The organism is Streptomyces sp. SP17BM10 (assembly GCF_036322405.1).
Taxonomy (GTDB): Bacteria; Actinomycetota; Actinomycetes; order Streptomycetales; family Streptomycetaceae; genus Kitasatospora.
The window spans coordinates 1-25290 of sequence record NZ_JAQYXB010000480.1 but is presented as its reverse complement, the minus strand read 5'-3'; the positions used below and the strand labels follow the sequence as shown (position 1 = coordinate 25290).

Genomic DNA, 25290 nt, shown 5'->3' with positions numbered 1-25290 from the left:
ACTGCCCGATGAGGCAGCCGATCACGTCGAGCAGTTGCGAGGCAGTCGCGGGACGGCCACGAGGTCGGCGCTCATCCGGTGCCGGGTTCCGGCGCCGAGCGGGTGAGGTTGTCCGTGATCAGGCCGAGGGTGAAGTCGAACCGGTCGTGTCCGGTGCCGGAGGTCAGCTCGGCGGCATGGCGTCGGGTCTGCGGAAACGTGTCGGCCGGCAGTGCGGTGAACCGGCGGATCAGCTCCTCGCGGCCGATGACCCATTCCTGGTCCGGGCGTGTGCGCCGCTGCTGGACCAGCGACTGCTCCAAGGCGTAGGCGCTGACGTAGAGGGACAGTGCATCGAGGACCCAGGCGGCGCTCTGCGGTGGGATTCCGCCGGCGAGCAGGATCGCCAACAGCCCTTCCCTGACCCGCAACGCGGAGAGGTTGGTGGGGACTACGCCCAGCGCGGCACGGGAGACTCCCGGGTATTTCAGGTACTGGTCGCGGATCTGCCCGTACACGTCGCGGATCTGCTCGCGCCACGTGGCCGGGTCCGGTTCGGGGAGCACGACCTCGGAGCAGAGCCGGCCGACGAGCAGATCGTCGATGTCCTCCTTGCTGACGATGTGCGCGTACAGCGACGACGGCCCGGTGCCGAGCACCGCGGCGACTCGACGGATGGTCAGTGCGTCGTAGCCCTCGGTGGCCACGACCTGCAGCGCGGCGTCGGTGATCCGGTCGACCGTGATGGGCTTCTTGCGTGGTGGCGCCGCTGCCGGGTCCCCAGCGGGCTGGGCGTGGCGAGCTGCTCGGCGTTGTCGGGGGTCGGAGGGCATGCCGATCACCCTACCTTGACACGATCTAAGTTCGCATCGTAGAACATTGATCGTGCCAGTGGAACTAAGTTCGTCTCCGCGTGGTGCGCTCACACCCCGCCCACGTACCCGGCCGGGGTTCGGAGGGGTCTGTCCAGGAGGTGTGTGATGCGAGTTTCCGTGGTCGGAGCCGGTCTGGGGGGTCTGGCTCTCGCACAGGGTCTGCGCGGTGCCGGGATCGAGGTCGCCGTGTACGAGCGCGACCCGGGGATCGCCGCACGGTTCCAGGGCTACCGGCTCGTGCTGAACCCGGTCGGTTTCCGGGCCGTGCGCGACTGCCTGCCGGCGCGCTGGCACCCGCTGCTGGACGCGATCGTCATGGACGCCTCGGCCGAGCAACTGATCTTGGACCCGCAGCTGAACGAGATCGGCAGGCTCGGCGCGGGTCGGACCGGCATCGTGGTCGACCGGCAGGTGCTGCGACACCTGCTGCTGGCCGGCCTGACCGTGCACACCGATGCCGCGCTGACCGGCTACGACGTCCTGGCCGACGGCACGGTTCGAGCCCGGTTCGCCCGCCGTGACCCGGTCACCACCGATCTGCTCGTCGGCGCGGACGGCGTCGCCTCCGCGGTCCGCGGGGTGTTGTCGCCGCAGACCACTCCGACCGACACCGGCATCCGGTTCGTCATCGGCCGCACCCCGCTGACCGACGAGTTCGCCGGCCTGTCCAAGGCCTACGGCTCGAAGATCGCGGGCGACGGCGTCAGCCTGCTGCTCGGCGCGATGCGCTTCCGTACCCCGCCGAAGCAGGCCGCCGAACAACTGGCCCCCGACGTCACGCTGCCCGACATCGGCGACTACGTGCGCTGGGCCATGATCCTTCCGCCGAACGGATCGCTCGGCGCTCCGACCGCGCAGGAGGCCGTGCTGTCCAGGATGGAGGGCTGGCATCCGGACCTGCGGGCGCTCATCGAGCAGGCCGACCCGGACAACAGCACCCTGCTGTCCATCCGGGTCGTCGAGCCCCGCGAGCGCTGGGCGCCCGGTCCGGTCACGCTGCTCGGAGACGCCATCCACGCCACCTCCCCGACCGGCGGCAACGGCGCGAACACCGCGCTGCGCGACGCCGACCTGCTGCGCCGCTGCCTGATCGGGGCCGTCGAGAGCCGCCGATCCCTCGTCGGCGCGGTCGGCGACTACGAGCGGCAGATGTTCGAGTACGGCGGCGAGGCCGTGCGCCACAGCCTTGCCGCGCTACCCGCCTTCGTCCCGAACCGGCGGAGGCGGGGGTAGCAGCTGTCCGCCGTGCATCCCCGCCGGAGCGCAGCGTCCGGGGAGGGCCGTTCCACGGGATCCGGAGTCCGGCCGTGCCGTTCCCAATCGCCAGCTCAGCGCTGTGGGAACGGGTTGGACGTCCCAAAGAGCCCGTCCCCTCTCGAAGTCGGCCCCGCTCCTGCCGCAGAGTCGTTCCCGTCAGGCCGAGCACGAGCGGCCTGATCACGAGCAGGGATTCGGCCCGCACCCGGGACGAGAGTGCGGGAATCCCACTTCTCCGACGATCGGAAGGCAGCGACATGAACAAGAAGATGGCGGCCACCGCCCTGGCCGCGGTCACCCTCGGCACGGTGCTCCTCGGCACCGCCACGCCGGCCCTCGCCAGCTCCGGCGGCTGCGTCAGCGGCGACGCGTGCGTCTACTACAGCCCCAACCTGCAGGGCGCCTTCTTCGGCAAGGGCGAGGCCGGAAACTACGACGGCTACTTCGGCGGCGGCGGGGCCGGCAACGGCCAGGCCGTCATGAACAACGCCGCCTCCGTGTGGAACATGGACCCGACCTGGAACGTCCGCGTCTACTACCGCGAGTACAGCATCCGCAACACCGGCCCGAACCAGTACATCCCGCACAACTCGTGGGCCAACCTGGGCGCGGTGCCGTGGAACGGCGGCTCCATCAACATGCGCAACAACAACCACTCCCAGGGCTGGGAGCTCTGATCGGGTCCTGACGCGGGTGCCGGGCCCCGCTCGTCGGGCCCGGCACCCGGCCGGCCACCACCGAACCGAGCCGACCGAGGAGCCCCGCCATGCCGTCCCCCCGCCGCGGCCGTCCACTGGCCGCGCTCCTGCTCGTCCCCCTACTCGCTCCCCTGGCCCTCACCGCCGGCTGCGCCTCCGGACCCGCCGCGCCGGGCGCCGCCACCGCCAGGCCGTCCGGGTCCCTGACGCCCATGGACCCGCCGCGGATCGGCGACGTCCCCCGGCTGACCGAGGCGGGTGACCGGACCCTGCCCATCGAGGCCTACCTGCTCAGCGGGGAGCAGTTCCGGCAGTACGACGCGGCACAGACCGTGCTCGTCACGCGGTGCGTCCGGGGGTTCGGCCTGGAGTACGCCCGGCCGGCCGGGGCCGGCTCGGCGCCCTCCCAGAGCCAGACCAGCCACCGGTACGACCCGGTCGAGCTCGCCGACGTCTCCGTGCACGGCTACCACGCGCCCGACCCCGGCGGCGCGAGGAAGCCGAGCGGAGGGCCGTCGATGAGCCCCGAGCTCACCACCGTGCTGGGCACGGGTCTCGGGCCGGGCGGGAAGCCCGCACCGGGGTCGGCAGCGGAGTTCCGGGGGAAGGCGCTGCCGCCCGGCGGGTGCGTCGGGGCCGCGCAGAGGGAGCTGACCGCGCGCGGCGGCACCGGACGGGACGCCGACGTGGCGGTCGGGATCAACTACGAGGGCTTCGAACGCTCGATGACGGATCCCAGGGTGAAGACCGTCTTCCAGGACTGGTCGCGCTGCATGGGGGACCGCGGCTACTCCTACGCCACCCCCGGGGACGCCCTCAAGGACTCCCGGTGGGCGGCCACCACCACGCCGTCCGCGGAGGAGATCGCCACGGCCACCGCCGACGTCGACTGCAAGGCCCGGACGAACGTCGTCGGGGTCTGGTTCACCGTCGAGACGGCCTACGAGAACGAGCTCATTCGTCAGCACCTGCCGGAGCTGACGGCGGTCAAGGCCGCCGACGACGCGATGCTGGAGCTCGCGCGGTCGGTGACCGCCACCGGTTCGTGAGCGGCCCGGGAATGCGACGGGGCCGTTCATGATTCGAGAAGCCCCGGCCACCGGGCCGCCCGTAGCGTCATGGGCGTCGGGAACCAGCGAGAGCACCGCGTCCACCGTGTCCCTCGCCTCCGTCACCCTCGAGGTGGCCGACGCCGGGGCGGTCCACCGCTGCCACGCCGCCTTCGGCGTGGAGCGGTACGTCCGCGTGCGGGAGTCAGCGGCGCCGCGTCCCTCACGGACCCGGACGGGTTCGGCGAGGCGCCTGCCTCAGCCCAGCTGTTGCGCCAGTGCGAGGATGATCCCGCCCGGCCCACGCAGGTAGCAGAGCAGGTAGCTGTCCTCGAAGCGCGTCACCTCGCCGACGAGTTCGGCGCCGTGCGGGCGCAGGCGGGTGAGCGTCTCCTCGATGTCGTCGACGGCGAACATGACGCGGTGCAGGCCCAGCGTGTTCGCCGGGGGGACCTCCGGCTCGGGGACGATCGCCTTGGGGGAGTGGTACGTCGCCAGTTCGAGCCGCCCGGCGGCGCCCGGGATCCGCATCATCGCGATCTCGGTCCGCAGGTCGTCGAGCCCGACGACCTTGCCCGCCCAGGGTCCGTCGATCGGCATCCGGCCCTCCAACTCCATGCCGAGCGCGGTGAAGAACGCGACGGCGGTGTCGAGGTCGTCGACGACGATGCCGACGTTGTCCATGCGCTGAATCGTCATGTCCCGAGGGTAGGCGCCGGGACCGACATCGCCGGTTCGGCCGACAGCGGCGGTGCCGGGCGCCGCCGTGTCCCAACGTCCCTGGCCTGCCGCGTCGTTGCCGTGGTGGCGGGTCTTTGAACGTTCCATGTCGGGATTCGGAACAGTCCGAGTGCGAACCTTGACGCCCAGGTCTTGACCCATGTGACCGGTGACATGTGTTATTTCACATGCCTCCGTGAGTACCCCCCCATGGACAGCGCGCGGAGGCAGCTTGACCCACCCCCCACACAGGAGTGTTGATGAGTCAGTTCTTCAAGCTGCCACGGTCCTTGGCGGTGCTCGCCGCGGCGAGCACCGCCGTCGTCGGACTGGGCACCGCGCCGGCCTTCGCGACCCCGGACGGCGCCCCGCCCGCGCCCCACACCGCGTCCGCCGGGCACGGCCCCCGCATCCTGCCGCCGACCGGCAGCTCCGCCCGGGACGCCGCGAGCCGCGAGGCCGTCCAGGACCACCCCCTCACCGCCGCCCAACTTCCGCCGCGCAGCCCCCTGACCACGCCCACGACCACGCCCGCGACGGCCCCCCACGCCCCCGCGGCCTCCCGCCTGACCGCGGCGTCCTGCTCACCGGCCGACTTCAGCAGCCGCACCGGGTCCGCGCTGGTCTCCTTCGTCGAGGCCTCGACCCCCGACTGCGCCAACACCCTCTTCGGGATCGCCGGCTCCGACGCCTCCGGCGTCTTCCGTGAGAGCCAGATGATGACCATCGCCAACGCCCTCCAGGGCGTCGCAGCCGCCTACCCCGGGGACAACTCGACGGGGATCCTGCCGCTGGTGCTCTACCTGCGCGCCGGGTACTACGTGCAGTACAACCACCCGGCGGACGTCGGCTCCTACGACTCCGCCCTCACCACCGCGGTGGCGGGCGGCCTGGACGCGTTCACCGCGAGCCCGCACTTCAAGGACGTCAGCGACGCGAACGGGCAGATCGCGGGCGAGGCCGTCATCCTCACCGACAGCGCGAACCTGCAGGCGCGCTACCTCGGTACGTACAAGCAGGTGCTGAACGGCTACACCAAGGCGTACGACTCGTCCTGGTACATGGTCAACTTCGTCAACGACGTCTTCACCCCGATCTTCCGCGGGCACCAGAACCAGGACTACGTCGACGCCGTCACGGCCGACCCGAGCCTCGTCGACACCCTCGACACCTTCGCGCTCGACCACCGCGACCTGCTCGGCGGCACCAACTCCTTCCTCGACTCCAACGCCGGCATCGAGACCGCCCGCTTCATCGAGCACCCCGCGCTCCAGGCCAAGGCGCGCCCGCTGATGAAGGGCCTGCTCGACGCCTCGTCCATCACCGGCCCCACCGCCCCGCTCTGGGTCGGCGTCGCCGGGCTGGCCGCCGCCTACGACCAGGCCCAGTGCTCGTACTACGGCGTCTGCGACCTGCCCCAGCGGCTGACGGCCGCCGCCCTCCCGATCAGCCGCACCTGCGACGCCACGCACACCATCCGCGCCCAGGACCTCACCGCGGCCGACCTCGACGCCGTGTGCGCGAGCCTGGAGAAGCAGGACCCGTTCGTCCACAACCTCGTCAAGGACAGCGGCCCGATACCCGGCCAGTACGAGTCCACGCTCCAGCTGGTCAACTTCGCCAGCCCGGCGGACTACCAGACCTACGCCGGGCCGATCTACGGCATCGACACCAACAACGGTGGCATGACACTGACGGGCGACCCCACGAGCCCCTCCAACCAACCCCTCTCGATCACCTACCGGCACCCCACCGACAACGGCTTCACGGCCCGCGTCTGGAACCTCAACCACGAGTACACGCACGCCCTCGACGCCCGCTACGACATGAAGGGCAACTTCTCGCAGCAGATCGCCGTGCCCGACGTGTGGTGGATCGAGGGCGTCGCCGAGTACGTCTCCTACACCTACCGCGGCGTCACCGACACCCAGGCCGTGTCCGAGGCGGGCAAGCACACCTACAAGCTCAGCACGCTCTTCCAGAACACCTACGACAACAGCGACGTCACCCGCACCTACCCGTGGGGCTACCTCGCCGTCCGCTACATGGTCGAGAAGCACCCGGACGTCGTCCAGGCGATGCTCGGACACTTCCGCACCGGTGACTACCCCGGCGGCTACGCGGTCTACAACTCCCTCGGCACCTCGTACGACGCCGACTTCGACGCCTGGCTGACCGCCTGCGCCGCCGGCGCCTGCACCACCACGGGCGGCGTCCCGAGCGCCGCGTTCGACAGCGCCGCCGACGGCCTGACCGTTCACTTCACCGACCGCTCCGCCGAGAGCGGCAGCGGCCGGATCGCCTCCTGGGCCTGGAGCTTCGGCGACGGCACCACCGCCACCACGGCCAGCCCGACGAAGACCTACACCGCGCCCGGCACCTACACCGTCACCCTGACCGTCACCGACGACAGCGGCCACACCGCCACCGCGAGCAAGGCGCTCACCGTCACCGACGGCACGACGGCCTGCACCGCGGCCGACACCCGGGTGATGGACCGCAACTGCTACCGCACCAACCAGTCGGCGGCCGCGGGCAACCTCGACTACCTCTACATCTGGCTGCCCGCCGGCACCACGACGCTGACCGTCACCACCAGGGGCGGCACCGGCACGGCCTACCTGCTCTACAATCCCAACTCCTGGGCGACGCCGAACGCCTACACGAAGGCCTCCTTCAACAACGGCACCACCCAGAGCCTCACCGTGACCAACACGACGGCCGGCTACCGCTACGTCAGCCTGTACGCGCAGACGGCCTTCAGCGGGGTGACCGTCACGACCCGGTACTGACCCCTCTCGCGCAGACGCAACAGCGGCGGCCCGGGACACCTCCTGGGCCGCCGCGCCTTGCGTGTGCGAGGTCACTGCTCGTAGCCGCCTCGCAACTGCGAGGTGTCTGACGTGGGCGATCATCCAACCCCGCCCCACGGGGAGCCCCGGTCTAGAGCTCCTTCTGGTAGCCCTTGTCGTCGTCGGAGTCGTAGACCAGCTTCCCGCTGCCGTCGTAGCCCTTGACGTGCGGAGCCCGGGTCACGGGGTTCGTGAGGACGCCGGTGGCCGCGAACCAGCCGTGGTCGAGCGCCGCGTCGACGGCCGGTCCGTCGCCGTACGAGACGGTGACGCGGGCGACCGAGGGGGCGAAGGTGCCGATGCTGCCCCAGCGGTAGGGCAGCTTCCAGGCGTGGTCGTCGATCATGGCCTGCCGGTACAGCTTGCCCGCGTTGATGTCCGGGTTCACCAGGCCCGCCGGGCCGCCCGCGCGGGGGTCGGCGGTGCCGGACTGGATGCCGGAGGCCTTGCCGTCGACCTGGTGGCAGATGACCTGACTCGGGTGCTCGCCCTGGCTGACGCCGACCACGGAGATGCCGTCGCCCGGGGAGTTGTCGTCCCCGGTGCTCTTCACGGCGAGTAGGACGCGGTAGTCGGTGAGGGCCCCGAGGTCGTGGACGGGCGGCCGGTTCGGGTGTGCGCCCTGCGTGCCTTGCGTTCCCTGCGCGCCTTGGACGGTCGACGGCGGCGGGCTCTGCCGACGGGCCTGCATCTGCCGGTCGAAGTCCAGGCACTGCCCGAGCGCGGTGGAGGCCTGCTCGAAGGTGATGCCGTCGGCCAACTGGGCGGCCGTCGACGGAGGCTGCGGCCCGGTCGGCGCGGGCGTGGGTGCTGCGCTGGGGGTGGCGCTGGGCGTCGAGGCAGGGGAGGGAACGGCCGCGCCGTCCGTCGTCGCGGTGAGCCCGGTGGCCGGGCGGGCGTCCGAGTGGCCGCGGGCGGTGAGGACCGTCGCGCCCGAGAGCACGGTCAGGACGACCACGCCGGCCGAGATCGCGGCGGTCCGGCGTCGGCGGGCCGCGCGCCCCTGCCGCCGGATGGCCTCGTAGGGCGCCTCGCCCGGCGTCCGGTCCGCGACCGTGGCGACGAGCTGCTCGCGGAGCGCCGACTCGAAATCCGGTGGGGTCATCGTCGTCCTCCAGACGCGGTGGTGATGAGATCGTCGAGTCCGGGCGAGATCCGGCCCGGTGCGGAACGGCCGTGTGGAGCCCCCGGGCCCGGATCGGCGGGCACGACGGCCAGCCCCGGGTGCGCCCGCAGTTTGGCCAGTCCCTTGGCGGCCTGGCTCTTGACCGTGCCGAGCGAGCAGCCCATCGCCTGGGCGACCTCCGCCTCCGTCCGGTCGTCCCAGTAGCGCAGCACCACGACGGCCCGCTGCCGCGTCGGCAACGTGGCCAGGGCGTCCATCAGCGTCCACCGCTGGTCGACCTGGCCGGCCGCGTCGCCGGACGCGGCGACCTCCGGCAGCACCTCGGTGAGCCGCTCGGCGACCCGCCGCTTGCGGAACCGGTCGCTGTTGCAGGACACCAGCATCCGGCGCACGTAGGCGTCCGGGCTGTCGGCCCGGCTGACCCGCCGCCAGGAGCGGTAGGCCTTGGCCAGCGCCGTCTGGGTCAGGTCCTCGGCGTGGTGCCAGTCGCCCGTGAGCAGGTAGGCGGTCCGTACCAGGTGCGCCCACCTGGTCCGGGTGAAGGCCTGGAAGTCGGCCTCGTCTTCTGTGTGCATCAGCACCCCCTCAGCCCTCCAGACCACGCTCCCGGCGCGCCGGGTTGCCCGGCCCGCCACATTTCCGTGGTCACGGCGTGCCCGCGCCGTCCTCGGCCGTGCGGGCTCGGCCCTGCGTCGGACCGGGGGTACGGAGTCGAAGGGTCAGTACGTGCGGTCGGAGCGCTCGTACGTGCGGATGCGGTAGCGCAGGCCGGTCCGCGAGGTCTGCGGGCCGTGGTCCTCGGCGACGGTCCAGGCGGGGCCGATGGCCGGGGCACGGGTGTCGCCGTCGACCGACAGGTCGATCTCGGTCACCGACAGGGTGTCGGCGTGGTCGATGGCCGCGCGGTAGAGCTGTCCGCCGCCGATCACCCAGGTCTCGCCGTCGGCCCCGGGAGCCGTGGCCGCGAGTCGCAGGGCCTCCTCGAGGGAGCCGGCGCGGTGCGCACCGTCCGCGGCCCACTGCGGGTTGCGGGTGACCACGATGTTGCGCCGGCCCGGAAGCGGGCGGAACCGTGGTGGGAGCGACTCCCAGGTGCGGCGGCCCATCACCACGGGGTGTCCGAGGGTGGTCGCCTTGAAGTGCTCCAGGTCCTCGGGCAGGTGCCACGGCATCGTGTTGTCCGCGCCGATCACGCCGTCCGGCGTCTGGGCCCAGATCAGTCCGATCCTCATGTCACTCCGCAGGTCGCCGCTCATACCGCGACCGGAGCCTTGATCGCCGGGTGGTGCCGGTAGCCGACCACCTCGACGTCCGGGTAGGCGTAGTCGAAGAGCGAGTCGGCCTGCCGCAGGCGCAGCTCGGGGAAGTCGAACGGCGTGCGCGTGAGCTGCTCCGTGACCTGCTCGACGTGGTTGTCGTAGATGTGGCAGTCACCGCCGGTCCAGATGAAATCCCCCGGCGCGAGGCCGACCTGCTGCGCGACCATGTGCGTCAGCAGGGCGTAGCTCGCGATGTTGAACGGGACGCCGAGGAAGAGGTCGGCGCTGCGCTGGTAGAGCTGGCAGGAGAGCCTGCCGTCGGCGACGTGGAACTGGAAGAGGGCGTGGCACGGGGCGAGCGCCATCGCGTCCAGTTCGGCGACGTTCCAGGCGGAGACGATCATCCGACGGGAGTCGGGATCGGTGCGCAGGGTGTCCAGGACCTGGCCGATCTGGTCGATGTGCCGGCCGTCGGGGCCCGGCCAGCTGCGCCACTGGACGCCGTAGACGGGGCCGAGGTCGCCGTTCGGGTCGGCCCATTCGTCCCAGATGGTGACGCCGTTCTCGCGCAGCCAGCCGACGTTGGAGTCGCCGCGCAGGAACCACAGGAGCTCGTACACCACGGACTTCAGGTGCACCTTCTTGGTGGTGATCAGCGGGAACCCCTGCGCGAGGTCGTAGCGCAGTTGGTGTCCGAAGACGCTCCGGGTACCGGTGCCCGTCCGGTCGGCCTTGGCCGTCCCGGTGGTGAGCACGTGCTTCAACAGGTCTTCGTACTGGGTGTCCGCCACGAGCGGTAAGTGTACGTGTTCGTGCTGGTCAGCCGCGCCCGTCGCAGCGGCGGAACGCTGCCCGGGGCCAACCGTTCCCTCGAGGTTGTCTGATGCCGATCGCCGTCGACATCGAGGTGATGATGGCCAGGCCCACGCGCGTCTGTGAGTCCCGTGCGTCGGCGGCTCGACGTGCAGGTCGGTGATGCGCCGCCGCGCCGAGACCCCGGTGCGGCGGCGCATCACTCGCTTTCGGGTCAGGCCTGACCGGCCAGTGCGGGGATCAGCCGCACGGCTTCGGGGGCGTGCGCGTTGTGGCGCTCGGCCCAGGTGGTCAGGGCGGTCTGGCAGGCGTGGTCGAGGTGCCGGAGTCCGGTGAGGTCCAGCTCGACGACGCGGTCGGCGGGGAGTGCTTCCAGGGCGTCCAGGAGTTTGGGCAGTCGGAGGAAGGTGGCGTTGCCGGTGAGCCGGACCCGGATGACGGTGTCCGGCTGCTCGTCCGTTTCCACGTGGAGGCGGGACGTCTCCCAGGCGGTCTTGGCGATGGACAGGCCCAGGCCGATCAGCACTCCCTCGAACATGTTGACGGTGACGATGGCGACGGCGGTGGCGGCGAGGACGAGTGCCTCCGGGCGGTGCTCGCGCCACAGCGGCCCGAGCTGCTTGAACGGCAGCAGCTTGAACCCGGCGTGGACGAGCACGCCCGCGAGCGCCGCGACGGGGATGACGGCGAGCGCCGCCGGGAGCAGTGCGGCGAAGAGCAGCAGCCACACGCCGTGCAGGACGCGGGACGCCTTGGTCCGGGCACCGGCCTGGACGTTGGCGGCGCTGCGGACGATGACGGCGGTCATCGGCAGGGCGCCGAGCGCGCCGCACAGCGCGTTGCCCGCGCCCTGGGCCATCAGTTCCTTGTCGTAGTCGGTGCGCGGTCCGTCGTGGAGCCGGTCGACGGCCGCCGCGCTGAAGAGGCTCTCGGCCGAGGCGACGAGGGTGAAGGCCACGATGGTGACGATCAGCGCGGGGCCGACCTGGTCGAGCACGCCGGTGCCGGGCGGCTGGATGGCGTCCAGGAGACCCTTGACCTCGACCTTCTTCAGCGGGTGGTGGAGCAGCCAGGCGGCGCCGGTGGCGAGGAGGACGGCGACCAGCGCTCCGGGGACGACCCGCACCCGGGCCGGCAGCTTCTGCCACAGCACGATCACGGCGATGGTGCCGGCGCCGATCGCGAAGGAGTAGCGGGCGGCGGGTGCGGAGACGAGCTGGGCCAGGAGTCCGGGCAGGCCGAGGAGCTTGTCGGTGCCGCTCGCGGGCGCGGGCCGGCCGGCCATCGCGTAGAGCTGGCCGGCGATGATGACCAGGCCGATGCCGGCCAGCATGCCCTCGACCACGGCGACGGAGATCGCGCGGAACCAGCGGCCCCAGCGCAGTGCGCCGAGCAGCAGTTGGAGCAGGCCGGTGGCGGCGACGACGAGGCCGAGTGCGGGCAGTCCGAACCGCTGGACGGTCTCGGCGACCAGGACGGTCAGCCCGGCCGCCGGACCGCTGACCTGGAGGCTGCTGCCGGGGAGCAGGCCGGTGACCACGCCGCCGACGATGCCGGTGATCAGGCCGAGTTCGGCGGGTACGCCGGAGGCGACCGCGACGCCCACGCACAGCGGCAGGGCGACGAGGAACACGACGAGCGAGGCGGTGAGGTCGTACTTGAGCGTGGGAAAGCGCATGGGAGCCCTCATCCGTGAGCGTTCGGTGGTCGGGGGCCGCGGCGTCACAGCGGCAGGAAGGCGTCGGCGCCGGGGCGGTGGGTGAGGACCGCGCCGGTGTGCACCTCGTAGAACCAGCCGTGCAGGCCGAGGAGGCCCTCGTCGACGCGTCGCGCCACGCTCGGATGGGTGCGGAGCCTTGCGAGCTGGTCCAGGACGTGGCGCTGCACGGGGCCGGCGAGGTCCTGGCCCGGTTCCTGGACGGACGTCAGGTCGGCGCCCTCGGCGAGCCAGTCCCGCACCGCGGGCACGCCGGTGAGGTCGTCGCCGCGCACGACGGCGCCCACGGCACCGCAGTGGGAGTGGCCGCACACCACGATGTCGGCGACGCCCAGGACCTCGACGGCGTACTCGATGGTCGCGGCCTCGGCCGACGGGACGCGCGGCCGGTACGGCGGGACGATGTTGCCGGCGGTCCGCATCTCGAAGAGGTCCCCGGGGCGGGCGCCGGTGAGGGCGGAGGGGATGATGCGGGAATCGGAGCAGGTGATGAAGAGGGCCTGCGGGTTCTGGCCGGCCGCGAGCCGTTCGTAGTCGTCGGCGGCCTGTGCGGCACGGCGGTGGAAGACGCGGGCGTGGTCGATGAATGCTTGCATGTCGGTGCCTCGGGCCCTTCGGAAGTCGTGGGGGGATGGAGACTTCGGGGACCGTGCCCGCTCGGCACGCAGGCAGCTCGCAGTGCTACGGAGACGGTCGGGCCGTCCCGCCGTGAACTGCTGCGGTGTGTGGTCGCGTGGACGTGTGGGTGTCCTGGCCACGGGTGAGCGCGCGGGCGCGGTCGGCGCCGATCAGCAGCGGAACACCTGGAGGACCGCCGCTCTGGGCTGTCTGCGGCCCCAGAACGGAGCGTCAGGCGCACCGGACGGGGACGCCGGGTGGGGGCAGGGCGCTTCATCGGCGAGGACCGCGGTCAACTCCGGTCGGCGCTCCAGGACTTCGAAGCTCCGGGGGCGGGTCCAGCACACGCCGGGCGTGTTCTTGGGAGTCGGAGCCTCCTCGGCGAGCTTCGCCTGCGTGACCACCCGTGGGCAGCCGTCCTCACGGAGGAGCGCGGACGCGGACTGGGAGAGGGTCAGCACGCCCAGCACGGCCAGGAGGGTCACGGCGACGACGCCCACCGCTCTCCGGATCAAGGACATTGCCGCCCCCTTCCCCACCCTTGACTGTTTCTTGGAACTCCTGTCGAGGATGACGACCGTGAAAAGGGTCCAGTTCCGCGAGGGCGGTAAACAATGCGTGAATCAGTACTGCGGGATGGTGAGGACTTGCTCCGCATTGCTCCAAAATGCGAGCAGCTGGTGAACTTTTTGCGATGCAAACCATCGGCGAGGCGGCTGGGGTGCCGGTCGGGGCGGATGCGAAGAGGTCGCACGAGCGGGAGTCGGGTACGTCTGTGCGATATTCGACGCCGCTTCTGACGGATTCCCCATCCGATTCTGACCGGAATCCGATAGTCCGGACGTTCGCCATTTCCACACGGGTGAGACGGGATGTCCGGGTGCCTGTGTAGGCGTTCATCGCGCGCCTGGCGCCGGGCCTGGGCGGGCCCGGCGCCGGGGAGGGTGATCAGCGTTCCGTCATCCTCGACCGGACCGTGCCGCGCGAGGTCACGGCGTCGTCGGCGAGCAGGGCCAGTTCCGCGAGTTCGCGGCACTCCGCGAGGGTGTGGGTGGCCAGCGCCGCCCGGACCTCCGGGAGCGAGGCGGGCGCGGCGGACAGGCTGGTGACGCCGAGGCCGACCAGGACCAGGGCGAGGGCCGGGTCGGCGGCCGCCTCACCGCAGACGCCGATCGGGCGGCCCCGTTCGGCCGCCGCGCGGGCGGCGGTGGAGACCAGCGCGAGCAGCGCGGGCTGCCAGGGGTCCAGCAGCTCGGCGAGGCTGCCGAGCGTCCGGTCGGCGGCGAAGGCGTACTGGGCCAGGTCGTTGGTGCCGATGCTGAAGAAGTCGCAGGACTCGGCGAGCCGGTCGGTCCGCAGGGCGGCCGCCGGGACCTCGATCATGGCGCCGGCCGAGGGCAGGCCGTGCGCGCGGACCCGCGCGGCGAACTCGGCGGCCTCTCGCGGGACCGACACCATCGGGGCCATGACCCAGACGTGGGCGGTGCTGTCCTCGGCGGCCTCGGCGATCGCGGCGAGCTGGGTCTCCAGGAGTTGCGGATCGCGGGCGGCGGTCCGCAGCCCCCGGACACCGAGGGCCGGGTTCTCCTCGTCGGCGGTGGTGGCGAAGGGCAGCGGCTTGTCCGCACCCGCGTCCAGCGTGCGGACGACCACCCGGCGGCCGGCGAAGGCCGCGAAGACCTTCCGGTAGGCGGCGGCCTGTTCGGCGCGGCCCGGCGCCTCGGCGCGGTCCAGGAAGAGGAACTCCGTGCGGAACAGGCCCACGCCCTCGGCGTCGGCGTCGGCCGCGCCGGTCAGCTCGTGCGGCGCACCCAGGTTGACCAGCAGTGCCACCGGGTGGCCGTCCGCGGTGCGGCCCGGGCCGCGGAAGCCGGCCGACAGGTCGCGGCGTCGGCGCTCGCGGTCGGCGGCCCGCTCGACCGCTGCCGGACTCGGGTCGAGTTCGATCACGCCGTCCGCGCCGTGCACCAGGACCCGTCGGCCGTCCTCCAGTTCCGCGGCCCCGGCGCAGCCGACCACGGCGGGTACGCCGAGCGCCTTGGCGAGGATGGCCGTGTGGCTGGTCGGCCCGCCGCGGAGGGTGACGAGGGCCAGCACCCGGCCGGGGTCGAGCAGCGCGGTGTCGGCGGGGGCCAGGTCATCGGCGACGAGGACGTACGGGTGTCCGGGGTCGGGCAGGCCGGGCGCGGGCAGTCCCAGCAGGCGCGCCACCGCGCGGTCGCGCAGGTCGTCCAGGTCGGCGGCGCGTTCCGCGAAGTACCCGCCGGCGGTGACCAGCGCGGCACGGAAGCCGTCGAAGGCGTCGGCGAGCGCGTGCGCGCCGTCGGTGCCCTGCTCGGCGAGGGCGGCCGCGCGGTCGGCGAGGACCGGATCGGCGGCCATCATGGCCTGGGCCGCGAGCACCTCGGAGCCGGTGCCGCTCGCCCGGGCGGCGCGCTCGTCGAGGTCGGTGACGACCGCACGGAGGGCCGCGCGGACGGCGGCGGCCTCGCCGGCGGGATCGGCGACGGCCCTCGGCGCGGGCAGCGGCGCCGCGGGCGCCATCCGGGCGACGGGGCCCGCCGCACTGCCGGTGCCGACGCCGATCCCGCGGATCGGATCGCTCATGCCGCTGCGTCGAGGTCGGAGGCGAGCAGGTCGGCGAGCTCCTTGAGCGCGTCCGGGGCGCCGTCGCCGGCGGCGACCAGCTCCAGGGTCTCGCCGCAGCCGGCGGCCAGGGCGAGGACGGACAGCAGACTGCGGGCGTCGACCGGCGCCTGGCCGGGGCGCCCGACGGTGACCTTGACCGGCTGCCGGGCGGCGGTCTGGACGAACAGCGATGCCGGGCGGGCGTGCAGGCCGCTGCGGGAGCCGACGGTGACCTGGATCGAGTGCATGGGAGTCCTCGCAGGAGATGAGCGCCGGCCCGGGTGGGAGCCGGGCCGGCTGGGGGGTGGGGCACGATGGCCCGCGCGGGGGGTGGAGCGGGGGCCACCGTGGTCGCGCCCGGTCTCCGCGGTACGGGGGCAGGAGCGGAGACCGGGCGTCAGTGGTTTCACGCCCGTTAGCGTGTTGTTTCGTTTGGTTCTACGCCCGGATGTCGGGTGATGTCAACACATTCGGGCAGGCTCGATCCTTCTGGGGCGGCGACGGCGAATCTCTTGCTTTTTCAGGCGGAGCGCGTATGGTCGGGCCTCATCAGGCGTAAACGGACATGAAACGGACTCGATCCCACATGTATGCACCAGAGCGGCAGCAACAGATCCTCCGCCTGGCCCAGGAGCAGGGCAGGGTGGACGTGCCGACGCTGGCCGAGGACTTCGGCGTCACGCAGGAGACCATCCGGCGTGACCTGAGCGCCCTGGACCGGGCCGGTCTGCTGCACCGGGTGCACGGCGGTGCCCTGCTCGCCGGCGCACTGCACCTGGAACCCGGCCTGGCCGAACGGGACTCCACCGCCGCCGCCGAGAAGGAGCGCATCGCCAGGGCGGCCCTGGCCCTGCTGCCCAGCGAGGGCAGCATGATCCTGGACGCGGGGACGACCGTCTCCCGGTTGGCCGGCCTGCTGCCCGCCGACTGCGCCCTCACCGTCGTCACCAACGCCCTCCCCGTCGCGGCCAGGCTCGCCGACCATCCGGCGCTCGCCCTCCACCTGGTCGGAGGGCGGCTGCGCCACCGCACCCAGGCCGCCGTCGACGCCTGGGCGCTGCGCGACCTGGCCGACGTCCACGCGGACGTCGCCGTCATCGCCACCAACGGCTTCTCTCCGGAAGGCGGGCTCTCCACCCCGGACCTCGCCGAGGCCGCCGTCAAGCGCGCCATGCTCACCGGCGCCCGCCGGGTGGTGCTGGTCGCGGACTCCTCCAAGTACGGCGCCCGCCACTTCGCCCGGTTCGGCTCGCTGGACCAGGTCGACGTGCTGGTCACGGACACTGGACTGACCGACGAGCAGACCGCAGAGATCGAGAACCTCGGACCGGAAGTCATCCGCGCATGATCGTCACCATCACCCCGAACCCCAGCCTCGACCGCACCTACGAGCTGGGAGCGCTCACACCGGGCGAGGTCAACCGCGCCGCGCGCGACCGCCTCGACCCGGGTGGCAAGGGCGTCAACGTCTCCCGCGCGCTCACGGCCGCCGGTCACCGCACCACCGCCGTCCTCCCGCTGGGCGGCCTCTCCGGGCAGCTGCTCGCCGATCTGCTGCGCCGCCAGGGGATCGACGTCGCCGCGGTCGAGATCTCCGGCGACACCCGCATCAACGTCTCGATCGCCGAGGACGGCGGTCGCCTCACGAAGGTCAACGCGGTGGGCCCGGAGCTCAGCGCCGCCGAGTCGGCCGCGCTGCTGGCGCTCGTCCGCGAGGACCACATAGGGGACGACGTCGACTGGCTGGCCTGCTGCGGCAGCCTGCCGCGCGGACTGGCACCGGAGTGGTACGCGGAACTGGTAGCCCAGGTGCACTCGCGCGGCGCCCGGATCGCCCTGGACACCTCGGGCCCGGCGCTGCTCGCCGCGCTCTCGGCCCGCCCCGACGTGGTCAAGCCCAACCGGGAGGAACTCGCCGAGGCGGTGGGCCGACCCGTCGTCACCATCAGTGACGCCGTGGACGCGGCGGGAGAGCTGCGCAAACGCGGCGCCCAGCAGGTCCTCGCCAGCCTCGGCGCGGACGGGATGCTGCTGATCGCGGAGGAGGGCACCTGGTACGGCAGCGCGCCGGTCACCGCCGTCCGCAGCGACGTGGGAGCGGGCGACGCCTCCCTCGCAGGTTTCCTCGGCGCCGGCGGCACCGGCGCGGAGGCACTCGCGGCGGCCCTGGCGCACGGCGCCGCCGCCGTCCAACTGCCGGGGAGCGTCATGCCGACCCCGGCCGATCTGGACCCGGCCGCGGTGGTCGTGACGGCGGACATCCCGCTCGAACGACCGCTCCGCGGTTGAGAACGGCCTCTCTCGTGAGGCACCACGCCCGACCGTGTGGGACGGAAGGGCGACCATTCCCGGGGGCAAGGGAACACCGTCAGGCACCAGTCGAAGGACCGACACGATGAGCGACACCAGCGGACTGATCACACCCGCACTCGTTGATCTCCACCTCGCCCCCCAGGACAAGAGCGAAGCCCTCCGGGCCCTCGCCCAGCGGCTGGTCGCCGAGGGCCGGGTCACCGACCTCGACGGCTTCCTCGCGGACATCGCCGCCCGCGAGGCCCAGGCCCCGACCGGCATGGGGGACGGGATCGGCATCCCGCACTGCAGATCACCCCATGTCACGCGGCCGAGCCTGGCCTTCGGCCGGAGCGCCAGGGGCGTGGACTTCGACGCCCCGGACGGGCGGCCCGCCGACCTGGTCTTCATGATCGCGGCGCCCGCCGGCGCGGACGACACCCACCTGCAGATCCTCGCCGCCCTGGCCCGCCGGCTGATGGACCCCGCGTTCACCGGCGCCCTGCGCGACGCCGAGAGCCCGGGCGCCGTCGCGGCCCTGGTCAACGGCGAGGAGGCGCCGGCGGCCGCTCCGAAGGAGACCGCCCCTGCGCAGACGGCAGCAGCCGGCGGTGGGCTGAGGCTGGTCGCGGTGACTTCCTGCCCGACCGGTATCGCTCACACCTACATGGCCGCCAAGGCGCTGGAGCTGGCCGCCGCCCGGGTGGGCGCGCGGATCCAGGTCGAGACCCAGGGGTCCGCCGGGACGACGCCGCTGGCCCCCGAGGTGATCGCGGCGGCCGACGCGGTGATCCTCGCCCATGACGTCGAGGTCCGCGACCGCGCCCGCTTCGCGGGCAAGCCGACCGTGGACGTGGGTGTGAAGGCCGCCGTCAACCGCGCCGACGACCTGATCGCGCAGGCCGCCGGGCTGGTCACCGGGACCGGCAGCGGCGCCGGGGCCGGGGCCCGGGCCGCTGTGGCCCCGGTCACCGCACCGAGCGCGCCGACGGGCGAGCACTGGGCCCAGCGGCTGCGCACGTACCTGATGACGGGCGTCAGTTACATGATCCCGTTCGTCGCGGCCGGCGGTCTGCTGATCGCCCTCGCCTTCGCGATCGGCGGTTACCGGATCGCCTCCGCCCCGTCCGTGCTGGGCCACTTCGACTGGACCTCCTCGCACAGCTGGGCGGCGATGCTGTTCCAGACCGGCAAGACCTCCTTCGGCTTCCTGGTCCCGGTCCTCTCCGGATACATCGCCTGGGCCGTCGCGGACCGGGCGGCGCTGGCCGCCGGCATCGCCGGCGGTGCCGTCTCGGTGGCCGTCGGCGCCGGCTTCCTCGGTGGCATCGTCTCCGGCCTGGCCGCGGGCTTCCTGGTGCTGTGGATGATCCGCTGGAACGTGCCTCGGGCGATCAGGGGCATCATGCCGGTCGTGGTGATCCCGCTCCTGTCCGTGGCGGCGGTCGGCTTCCTGATGTTCGTGCTGGTCGGCTCGCCGATCGCCTCGGCGATGAACGGCCTGACCGACTGGCTGAACGGCCTCTCCGGCTCCAACGCGGTCCTCCTCGGCGTGCTGCTCGGGGCGATGATGGCCTTCGACATGGGCGGCCCGCTCAACAAGGTCGCCTACACCTTCGCGGCCGGTGCGCTCACCGCCGCGGGCACCACCCCGGACGCCGGCAGCCTGAAGGTGATGGCCGCCGTGATGGCCGCCGGCATGACCCCGCCGCTGGGCATGGCCCTGGCGACCGTCGTCCGCCGCCGGCTGTTCACGCCCGAGGAGCGCGAGAACGGCAAGGCCGCCTGGGTGCTCGGAGCGTCGTTCATCACCGAGGGCGCGATCCCGTTCGCGGCGGCCGATCCGCTGCGGGTCATCCCGGCGAACATGGTCGGCAGCATGACCGCCGGTGGCCTGGTGATGGCCTTCGGTTCCACCCTGCGGGCCCCGCACGGCGGAATCTGGGTGCTCCCGCTGATCGGCAGCCCGTTCCTGTACCTGGTCGCGGTCGTGGCGGGCACGGTGGTCACCACGGCGGTGGTCGTCGTGCTCAAGGGGATGCGCAAGGCCGTCGCCCAGGCGGCCCCGGATGCCGTCGTCGCCGAGCAGGAGCTGGTCGGCGCCTGACCCGACGGTCGGCACGGTGCGGCTCGGGTGATCCGGCGGCCCCGCGTCCGAACCGGCCGATGGCGCCCGCTCGATCGAGCGGGCGCCATCGTCATGCCTGTGCCTGTGCCCGTACCGGCGCCCCTGCCCGTGCAGCGCAGGGGCAGGGGGGCGAACCCGTGTCCGCAGTGAACCGGCCCTCACCGTGCCGGGGTGAAGCCTCCACCGACGGACGCGGCACTGCCCGCGGACTGGGCGTCCACCCGGTAGCTGTCGTTCGCGGAACTGCGCACGCCGGTGGCGTGGTTGTACTGGCCTGCGAACTCGTACTGGCCGACGGGCACGCTACGGCCGGGCTTGAGGACCCAGCGGTAGACCAGCGCGCCGCCGGACTCCTGGACGGTGACGGTGAAGTCGTCGCTCGGCAGGGTCCGCCAGTTGCCGGTGTCGCGCACGTCGCCGGTCTGCGCGATGCGCAGTTCGACGGTGAGCGTGGTGAGCGGCTGGGTGGTCCTGAGGGTCAGGTCGTTCTCGGCCCAGTAGAGGTTGCTGTGCGTGCCGATCGATCCCTCCGACCACAGCGGCCCGTTCTGGGACCGGGTGCTCGGGGACGGGACCGGGCGCGTGGGGGCCGGCGTGGTGGCGGCCGGTGCCGGCGCCGAGGTGGCCGGCGGGGCCGACGGCGTCGGCGTGGGTGTGACCGTCGGGGAGGTGGCCGGCGGCACCGTCGGCGTGGTTTCCGGCGGGGGTTGGGTCCGCACGATGCCCGCCACCGCGAGGCCCCCGGTGGCCAGGATGCCGGCGGTGGCGAGGCCGGCGAGCGCGGCCCTGGGCCATGAGCGCAGTCCCGACCGCGCGCGGTGACGGGCGGGGGAGCCGGCCGCGCCGCGCTGCACGCGGGCCAGCATCCGCGCGCGGTCGGGCTGGTGGGCCTCGGCAGCCTCACGCAGCTGCCGGGCGATGTGCTCGTTCACCGGTTCCTCCTCCCTGCCGCCAGTTCGCCGACCGCTCGCGCGCCGAGCAGCTGTTGCAGCTCGGCCATGCCCTTCGAGCTCTGGCTCTTCACCGTACCGACCGATATGCCGAGCGCAGCCGCGGTGTCCTTCTCCGAGAGGTCGAAGGCGTGGCGCAGCACCACGCACGCCCGCTTGCGGAACGGCAGCCGGGCGAGCGCCGCACGGACGTCCAGCACGGCCGCCACGTCCGGCCCTTCGGTCTTCTCCGGGCTGCGGGTCCAGAACAGCAGGACCCGGCGCCGTTCGCGGATCGCGCTGCGGATCCGTGCGCGCGCCATGTTGGCGACCACCCCGCGGGCGTAGGCGAGCGGATGGTCGGCCGCGCGGAGCCGGTCCCAGCGTTGCCACAGGGCGATCAGGGCGTCCGCGGCGAGGTCGTCGGCGGCGTCCGTCTCGCCGGTCAGGAGGTGGGCGAGACGGGCGAGTTCGGCGTAGTGGCGTTCGAAGAAGTCGTGGAACTCCGCGGACGTGTCATCGAGGAGCATTTCCCCCGGTCGCCCTCTCCCTGCAATGTGAGCGTTAACAACCGGCATGAGCGTAGCAGTGCCCGTCTCCTGGGTGCATCGGTGGTGGCCCCGGAGGAGCGTCCCAGAGGGCCGGCGGGCGAGCTGCGCGGTCAATGCCGGGCGAACTGGACCTGGGTCGGCTGGACGACGTCCGGCTTCACCGCGATCCCGTCGACGGTCAGTTGCTCCCCGTAGACGTCCGTGATCCTGATCGGGGCGCCGCACCCGCTGCCGTCGGGCGAGAGGAAGTAGTTGTAGTCGGTGCGGGACAGCTGTCGCCAGCCGCCGCCGCTCCGGACCTCCAGTGTCGCCACCGGGTTGCGGTGGCCGATCACCTGGATCCCGCACCACCACTGGCTGGATCCGGTCTTGTAGCGGATCGACATCGTGGCGGGCGCCGTGCCGGGGCTCAGCAGCGTCCAGGTGATCGGCAGACGGCCGACCGAGAGGTCCGCGAGCTTGCCGAAGGCCTCGTGGCTCAGGTCGAGCTGCCCGGGCGCGCAGGGCAGGGGGCACTCGTTGACGATCCGCACCGTGATGCTCGCCCCGCCGGCCGCGTGGACGAGCACGTACGCCCCGCACGCGCTGGAGGACTCGTAGTCGGTGTGGTTCATCGCCGCGACCATGAGGTCGCCGGACGGGCCGAAGGAGCAGGCGCCGTTGCCGTCGGCGGCGTCGTAGGACGTCGCGACGCCCTGGTAGCTCGCGCCGGGCCTGATCCGTCCGGCCAGGGAGGCCGTGGCCTGTGCGGTGCGGGCACTGCTGGTGGCGGCCGCGGGGGCGGGGGCGGTCGTGCTGGCCGACGACCGCGGCGTGGCGGTGGCCGGAGGCGAGGGAGTACCGGTGGCCGAGGGAGAGGACGCGGAGCCGGTGACCGTCGGCGCCGCCGTGGAGGGCGTTGCGGCGGCCGGGACGGTGGTGCCCGGCGGGGAGCCGGGCGCAGCGCTCGGTTCGGTGGCCGCGACGGACGCGGCGGCCGGTATCCCGGCGTCGGCGCCGCCGCTCCCGCCGCCCGGCAGGAGCGCGAACGCCAGACATGCCAGCACACCGGCCGCCACCAGTGCCAACGGTATGCCCATGACCAGCCCCCGCCTGCGGTTCGCCTGCGGGGCCGCGTGCTTCGTTGCTTTCATTCCCGTCCATTCGGTAGGTCGACTCGGCGTCGCACCGACCAGTGGCCGCCGGGGACGGAAAGGTTGCCGTCGTGGTGAGGATTTCTTCGGCGCCGGCTCGGGGGCGGGTCACGGATGCGCGACGTGCCCCGCCGATGCCCCCGCCGCCGGGCGGCACCCCTCGGCGTCCTCCGGTCCGGGGTTTCGGCGGGAGCCGAGCACGCTCAGCCCGATGCCCGGACGACCAGGCGGGTGGGCAGCACCACCGACTCGTCGCGCTGCGGGTTGCGCAGGACCAGCTCCATGGCACGGGAGCCGAGTTCCTCCACCGGCTGGCGGACCGTGGTCAGCGCGGGCCGGCAACGCGCCGCGAGCGGGGCGTCGTCGAAGCCGATCAGCGCCACGTCCTCGGGCACCCGCAGGCCGTGCCGCCGCAGGGTCCTCAGGGCTCCTGCGGCCATCTGGTCGGAGGCGGCGAACACCGCGTTCAGCTCGGGGCGTTGGTCCAGCAACCACTGCATCGCGTGCTCACCGGAGGCACTGCTGAAGTCGCCGTACGCCACGGCGGGCCGTGCCGTGGCGATCGCGGCCATGGCCTGGTGGTAGCCGGCCAGCCGGTCCGCGCCGGCGGAGGTGTCGGGTGGCCCGGCGATGGTGGCCACCGCGCGCCGCCCGGATGCGCAGAGCCGCCGGACCGCGTCCCTCGCGCCCGTGAGGTTGTCGGCGTCGACGAACGCCACCGTGCCGGGCTCCGGCGGCCTGCCCAGCGACACCACGGGCACCCTGGCCGCGTGCAGCAACCGGGTGAGCGTGCTGTCCCCCCAGGGGCCGACGAGCAGTACGCCGTCGACGTGCCCGCCGCACAGGTAGCGCACCAGGGGTGGTCTCCGGGAGCGCCTCGGGACCGTGAAGACGGCCAGTTCCCGTTCCGCGCCGGGCAGGGAGCGCCGCAGTCCGGCCAGCAGTCGCACGGGGAAGGCGTCCGCGTGGTAGTGCGACGGATCCGCGAAGACCACGACGGCGACGACACCGGTCCCCCGGGCCCTGGCCGCCCGTCGGCGGACGTACGCGAGCTCGCGCGCAGCGCGTTCCACCCGGGCCGCCACGTCGACGGAGACCCGGGCGGACCGGTTCAGTACTCGGGAGGCGGTGGCGGTGGAGACACCGGCGCGACGGGCGACCTCGGCCAGCGTCGGAGCGGGATCGTCGCCGTGAACGGGCTGGGGCATGGGGCCGTCCTGGATCGGTCCTCGACACGGGGAACTGCACCCCGGACCCCGCCGCCCCACGCCGGGCCACCACCTCTGTCAGCTTGGTCGGTTGAACGACCGGCGTCAAGGGATCCGACGCCCCCACGCACGCGGGTCGGGCAGCGAGCCCCGACGGATCATCTCCGCGTGCCGGGAGCGGGTCGACGGTTCCGTCGGCAGACGGTCCTGCCGACGGAACCGGTGGTCCGGGAGGCGACGTGACTACGGGCCGACCAGATGGGCGCGGTAGCCGGCGCCGTAGGCCGTCGGAGTGCCGTCGTAGGAGCTGATCAGCGCCGGGCCACTGCTGCAGTCCCAGGTGTTCCAGGTCCAGGCGAGGTAGGAGACGCCGTGCCGGTCCAGCCAGGGCAACAGGGTGTCCAGGTAGCCGTGGGCGCAGTCGTTCTCGCCCAACTCCCCGGTCACGACGGGGACGCTGCTCGCCAGTGGGCCGATCTGCGCGTCCCAGCAGGAACCGGTGCTGCAGGTGTTGAAGTTGTAGGAGTGCCAGGACGCGGCGAGGTTGTGCAGGGGATCGGTCGGCCGGTGCGCGGCCCACTGGGTGAGGTCGTTGGCGTACTCCTGGCCTCCCAGCAGCAGGACGTTGTCCGCGCCGGTCGAGCGCACCGCGTCGACCATCGCCTGCATGCCGGCGACCTGGAAACCGATCCCGGGGCAGCTGCCGCCGTCCCGCCAGCAGGCCCAGCCGCTGGCCTCGCTCCCGGTGGCGCGGGACGGGTACGGCTCGTTGAACAGGTCGAAGACGGTCGCGTCGTCGCCCTTGAAGGTCTGCGCCACCGAGGTCCAGAACGGGAGCGCACCGGCCGCGTCCGGCATGGGTTTCTGGCAGGTGGCGTTGGCGTCCGGGCAGCCGGCCGACGGCCCGGTGTACGTTCCGTCGGTCCAGTGCAGGTCCAGGATCGCCACCAGGCCGTTCCGGTGCAGCAGGTCGACGTAGTCGCGCACCGCGCCGGCGTAGGCGGAGCCGGCGTAAGCGGGGTCGACGTTGGAACGGCCGAGCCAGCAGTCCTCGTTGAGCGGCACGCGGACGGCGTTGACGTGCCAGGACTTCATCGCCGTGACGGAGGCCTGGTCGGCCGGGCCGTCGAAGAAGCCGCGGCCCTGGACGCACATGAACTCGGCCCCGGAGCGGTTGACCCCGTGCAGGGTGATCGGGGTGCCGTCGGCCGTCGCCAGCGTGCTGCCGGAGACGTGCACGGCCGGCGCCGACCCGCTCGGTGGGGGAGTGGACGTCGGTGTGGGGGTGGGAGTCGGTGACGGGCTCGACTGCGGCCCGCAGGGTGTGCCGTTGACGGTGAAGGTGGTGGGGGCGGTGTTGGTGGCGGTGTAGGAGAAGTTGGCGCTGGTGGTGTAGGAGGCGCCGGGGTTGATGGTGGGGGCGTAGCCGGGGTTGGTGACGGTGACGGTCCGTCCGGT

Annotated in this window: 23 protein-coding genes; 7 read left to right on the top strand and 16 right to left on the bottom strand. The window is 72.8% G+C overall.

The annotated features are described in order from the left end of the window. Positions 1–71: 71 nt before the first annotated feature. The gene (locus PUR71_RS07730) at positions 72–812 is read right to left on the bottom strand and encodes a TetR/AcrR family transcriptional regulator (RefSeq protein ID WP_329925599.1); all 741 of its coding nucleotides are present in this window, start codon (positions 810–812) and stop codon (positions 72–74) included. A gap of 147 nt (positions 813–959) precedes the next feature. On the opposite strand from PUR71_RS07730, the gene PUR71_RS07725 reads away from it, so the two are divergent. From PUR71_RS07725 to PUR71_RS07715, 3 genes are all read left to right on the top strand, one after another. Continuing rightward, complete coding sequence (locus PUR71_RS07725) at positions 960–2087, top strand: FAD-dependent oxidoreductase (protein ID WP_329925598.1); 1128 nt, start codon at positions 960–962, stop codon at positions 2085–2087. A gap of 281 nt (positions 2088–2368) precedes the next feature. Next, the gene (locus tag PUR71_RS07720) at positions 2369–2788 is read left to right on the top strand and encodes a peptidase inhibitor family I36 protein (protein WP_329925597.1); all 420 of its coding nucleotides are present in this window, start codon (positions 2369–2371) and stop codon (positions 2786–2788) included. Between the two features lie 89 nt (positions 2789–2877). Further along, positions 2878–3858, top strand: coding sequence for a hypothetical protein (locus tag PUR71_RS07715; RefSeq protein WP_329925596.1), 981 nt, complete (start codon positions 2878–2880; stop codon positions 3856–3858). Positions 3859–4116: 258 nt separating this feature from the next. Here PUR71_RS07715 and PUR71_RS07710 read toward each other — a convergent pair whose 3' ends face one another. Further along, positions 4117–4557 (bottom strand): VOC family protein, encoded by a 441-nt coding sequence (locus PUR71_RS07710; protein ID WP_329925595.1) that lies wholly within the window; start codon positions 4555–4557, stop codon positions 4117–4119. A 281-nt stretch (positions 4558–4838) separates the two neighbouring features. On the opposite strand from PUR71_RS07710, the gene PUR71_RS07705 reads away from it, so the two are divergent. Next, positions 4839–7370, top strand: a complete 2532-nt coding sequence (locus PUR71_RS07705) for a collagenase (protein ID WP_329925594.1) — start codon at positions 4839–4841, stop codon at positions 7368–7370. Positions 7371–7521: 151 nt separating this feature from the next. Here the strand turns inward: PUR71_RS07705 and PUR71_RS07700 are convergent, their stop codons facing one another. The 9 genes from PUR71_RS07700 to PUR71_RS07660 all read right to left on the bottom strand — a co-directional run bounded on the left by PUR71_RS07700 (position 7522) and on the right by PUR71_RS07660 (position 15839). Then, a complete protein-coding gene (locus tag PUR71_RS07700) occupies positions 7522–8535 on the bottom strand; it encodes a hypothetical protein (protein ID WP_329925593.1) in 1014 nt (337 codons plus the stop codon). Beyond that, positions 8532–9131, bottom strand: a complete 600-nt coding sequence (locus PUR71_RS07695) for a SigE family RNA polymerase sigma factor (protein WP_329925592.1) — start codon at positions 9129–9131, stop codon at positions 8532–8534. The genes PUR71_RS07700 and PUR71_RS07695 overlap by 4 nt, the downstream gene beginning before the upstream one ends. Positions 9132–9275: 144 nt before the next feature. Then, a complete protein-coding gene (locus tag PUR71_RS07690) occupies positions 9276–9788 on the bottom strand; it encodes a dihydrofolate reductase (protein WP_329925591.1) in 513 nt (170 codons plus the stop codon). Positions 9789–9808: 20 nt separating this feature from the next. Beyond that, entirely contained in the window at positions 9809–10606 is a 798-nt protein-coding gene (locus PUR71_RS07685; RefSeq protein WP_329925590.1) for a thymidylate synthase, read from the bottom strand. Positions 10607–10842: 236 nt separating this feature from the next. Beyond that, a complete protein-coding gene (locus PUR71_RS07680; RefSeq protein WP_329925589.1) occupies positions 10843–12306 on the bottom strand; it encodes a SulP family inorganic anion transporter in 1464 nt (487 codons plus the stop codon). Positions 12307–12350: 44 nt separating this feature from the next. After that, entirely contained in the window at positions 12351–12941 is a 591-nt protein-coding gene (locus PUR71_RS07675) for a carbonic anhydrase (RefSeq protein WP_329925588.1), read from the bottom strand. Between the two features lie 192 nt (positions 12942–13133). Next, entirely contained in the window at positions 13134–13484 is a 351-nt protein-coding gene (locus PUR71_RS07670) for a hypothetical protein (RefSeq protein ID WP_329925587.1), read from the bottom strand. 427 nt (positions 13485–13911) lie between these two features. Then, positions 13912–15570, bottom strand: a complete 1659-nt coding sequence (ptsP, locus tag PUR71_RS07665) for a phosphoenolpyruvate--protein phosphotransferase (RefSeq protein WP_329925586.1) — start codon at positions 15568–15570, stop codon at positions 13912–13914. Continuing rightward, positions 15567–15839 (bottom strand): HPr family phosphocarrier protein, encoded by a 273-nt coding sequence (locus PUR71_RS07660; protein WP_329925585.1) that lies wholly within the window; start codon positions 15837–15839, stop codon positions 15567–15569. The genes ptsP and PUR71_RS07660 overlap by 4 nt, the downstream gene beginning before the upstream one ends. Positions 15840–16177: 338 nt before the next feature. On the opposite strand from PUR71_RS07660, the gene PUR71_RS07655 reads away from it, so the two are divergent. From PUR71_RS07655 to PUR71_RS07645, 3 genes are all read left to right on the top strand, one after another. Further along, positions 16178–16939, top strand: a complete 762-nt coding sequence (locus tag PUR71_RS07655; RefSeq protein WP_329925584.1) for a DeoR/GlpR family DNA-binding transcription regulator — start codon at positions 16178–16180, stop codon at positions 16937–16939. Next, the gene (gene pfkB, locus PUR71_RS07650) at positions 16936–17880 is read left to right on the top strand and encodes a 1-phosphofructokinase (protein ID WP_329925583.1); all 945 of its coding nucleotides are present in this window, start codon (positions 16936–16938) and stop codon (positions 17878–17880) included. The genes PUR71_RS07655 and pfkB overlap by 4 nt, the downstream gene beginning before the upstream one ends. Positions 17881–17986: 106 nt before the next feature. After that, positions 17987–19990, top strand: a complete 2004-nt coding sequence (locus tag PUR71_RS07645) for a PTS fructose transporter subunit IIABC (RefSeq protein WP_329925582.1) — start codon at positions 17987–17989, stop codon at positions 19988–19990. Between the two features lie 179 nt (positions 19991–20169). On the opposite strand, the gene PUR71_RS07640 is transcribed toward PUR71_RS07645, so the two are convergent. The 5 genes from PUR71_RS07640 to PUR71_RS07620 form a co-directional block, all read right to left on the bottom strand. Beyond that, positions 20170–20943 (bottom strand): hypothetical protein, encoded by a 774-nt coding sequence (locus PUR71_RS07640; protein ID WP_329925581.1) that lies wholly within the window; start codon positions 20941–20943, stop codon positions 20170–20172. Beyond that, positions 20940–21470 carry a SigE family RNA polymerase sigma factor gene (locus tag PUR71_RS07635; RefSeq protein ID WP_329925580.1) on the bottom strand — a complete coding sequence of 177 codons (531 nt, stop codon included), beginning with the start codon at positions 21468–21470 and terminating at the stop codon, positions 20940–20942. The genes PUR71_RS07640 and PUR71_RS07635 overlap by 4 nt, the downstream gene beginning before the upstream one ends. Positions 21471–21601: 131 nt before the next feature. Continuing rightward, positions 21602–22570, bottom strand: coding sequence for an expansin EXLX1 family cellulose-binding protein (locus tag PUR71_RS07630; RefSeq protein WP_329925579.1), 969 nt, complete (start codon positions 22568–22570; stop codon positions 21602–21604). A gap of 257 nt (positions 22571–22827) precedes the next feature. Beyond that, complete coding sequence (locus PUR71_RS07625) at positions 22828–23832, bottom strand: LacI family DNA-binding transcriptional regulator (protein ID WP_329925578.1); 1005 nt, start codon at positions 23830–23832, stop codon at positions 22828–22830. Between the two features lie 243 nt (positions 23833–24075). Then, a partial coding sequence (locus PUR71_RS07620; protein WP_329925577.1) for a cellulase family glycosylhydrolase occupies positions 24076–25290 on the bottom strand: 1215 nt, incomplete at its 5' end.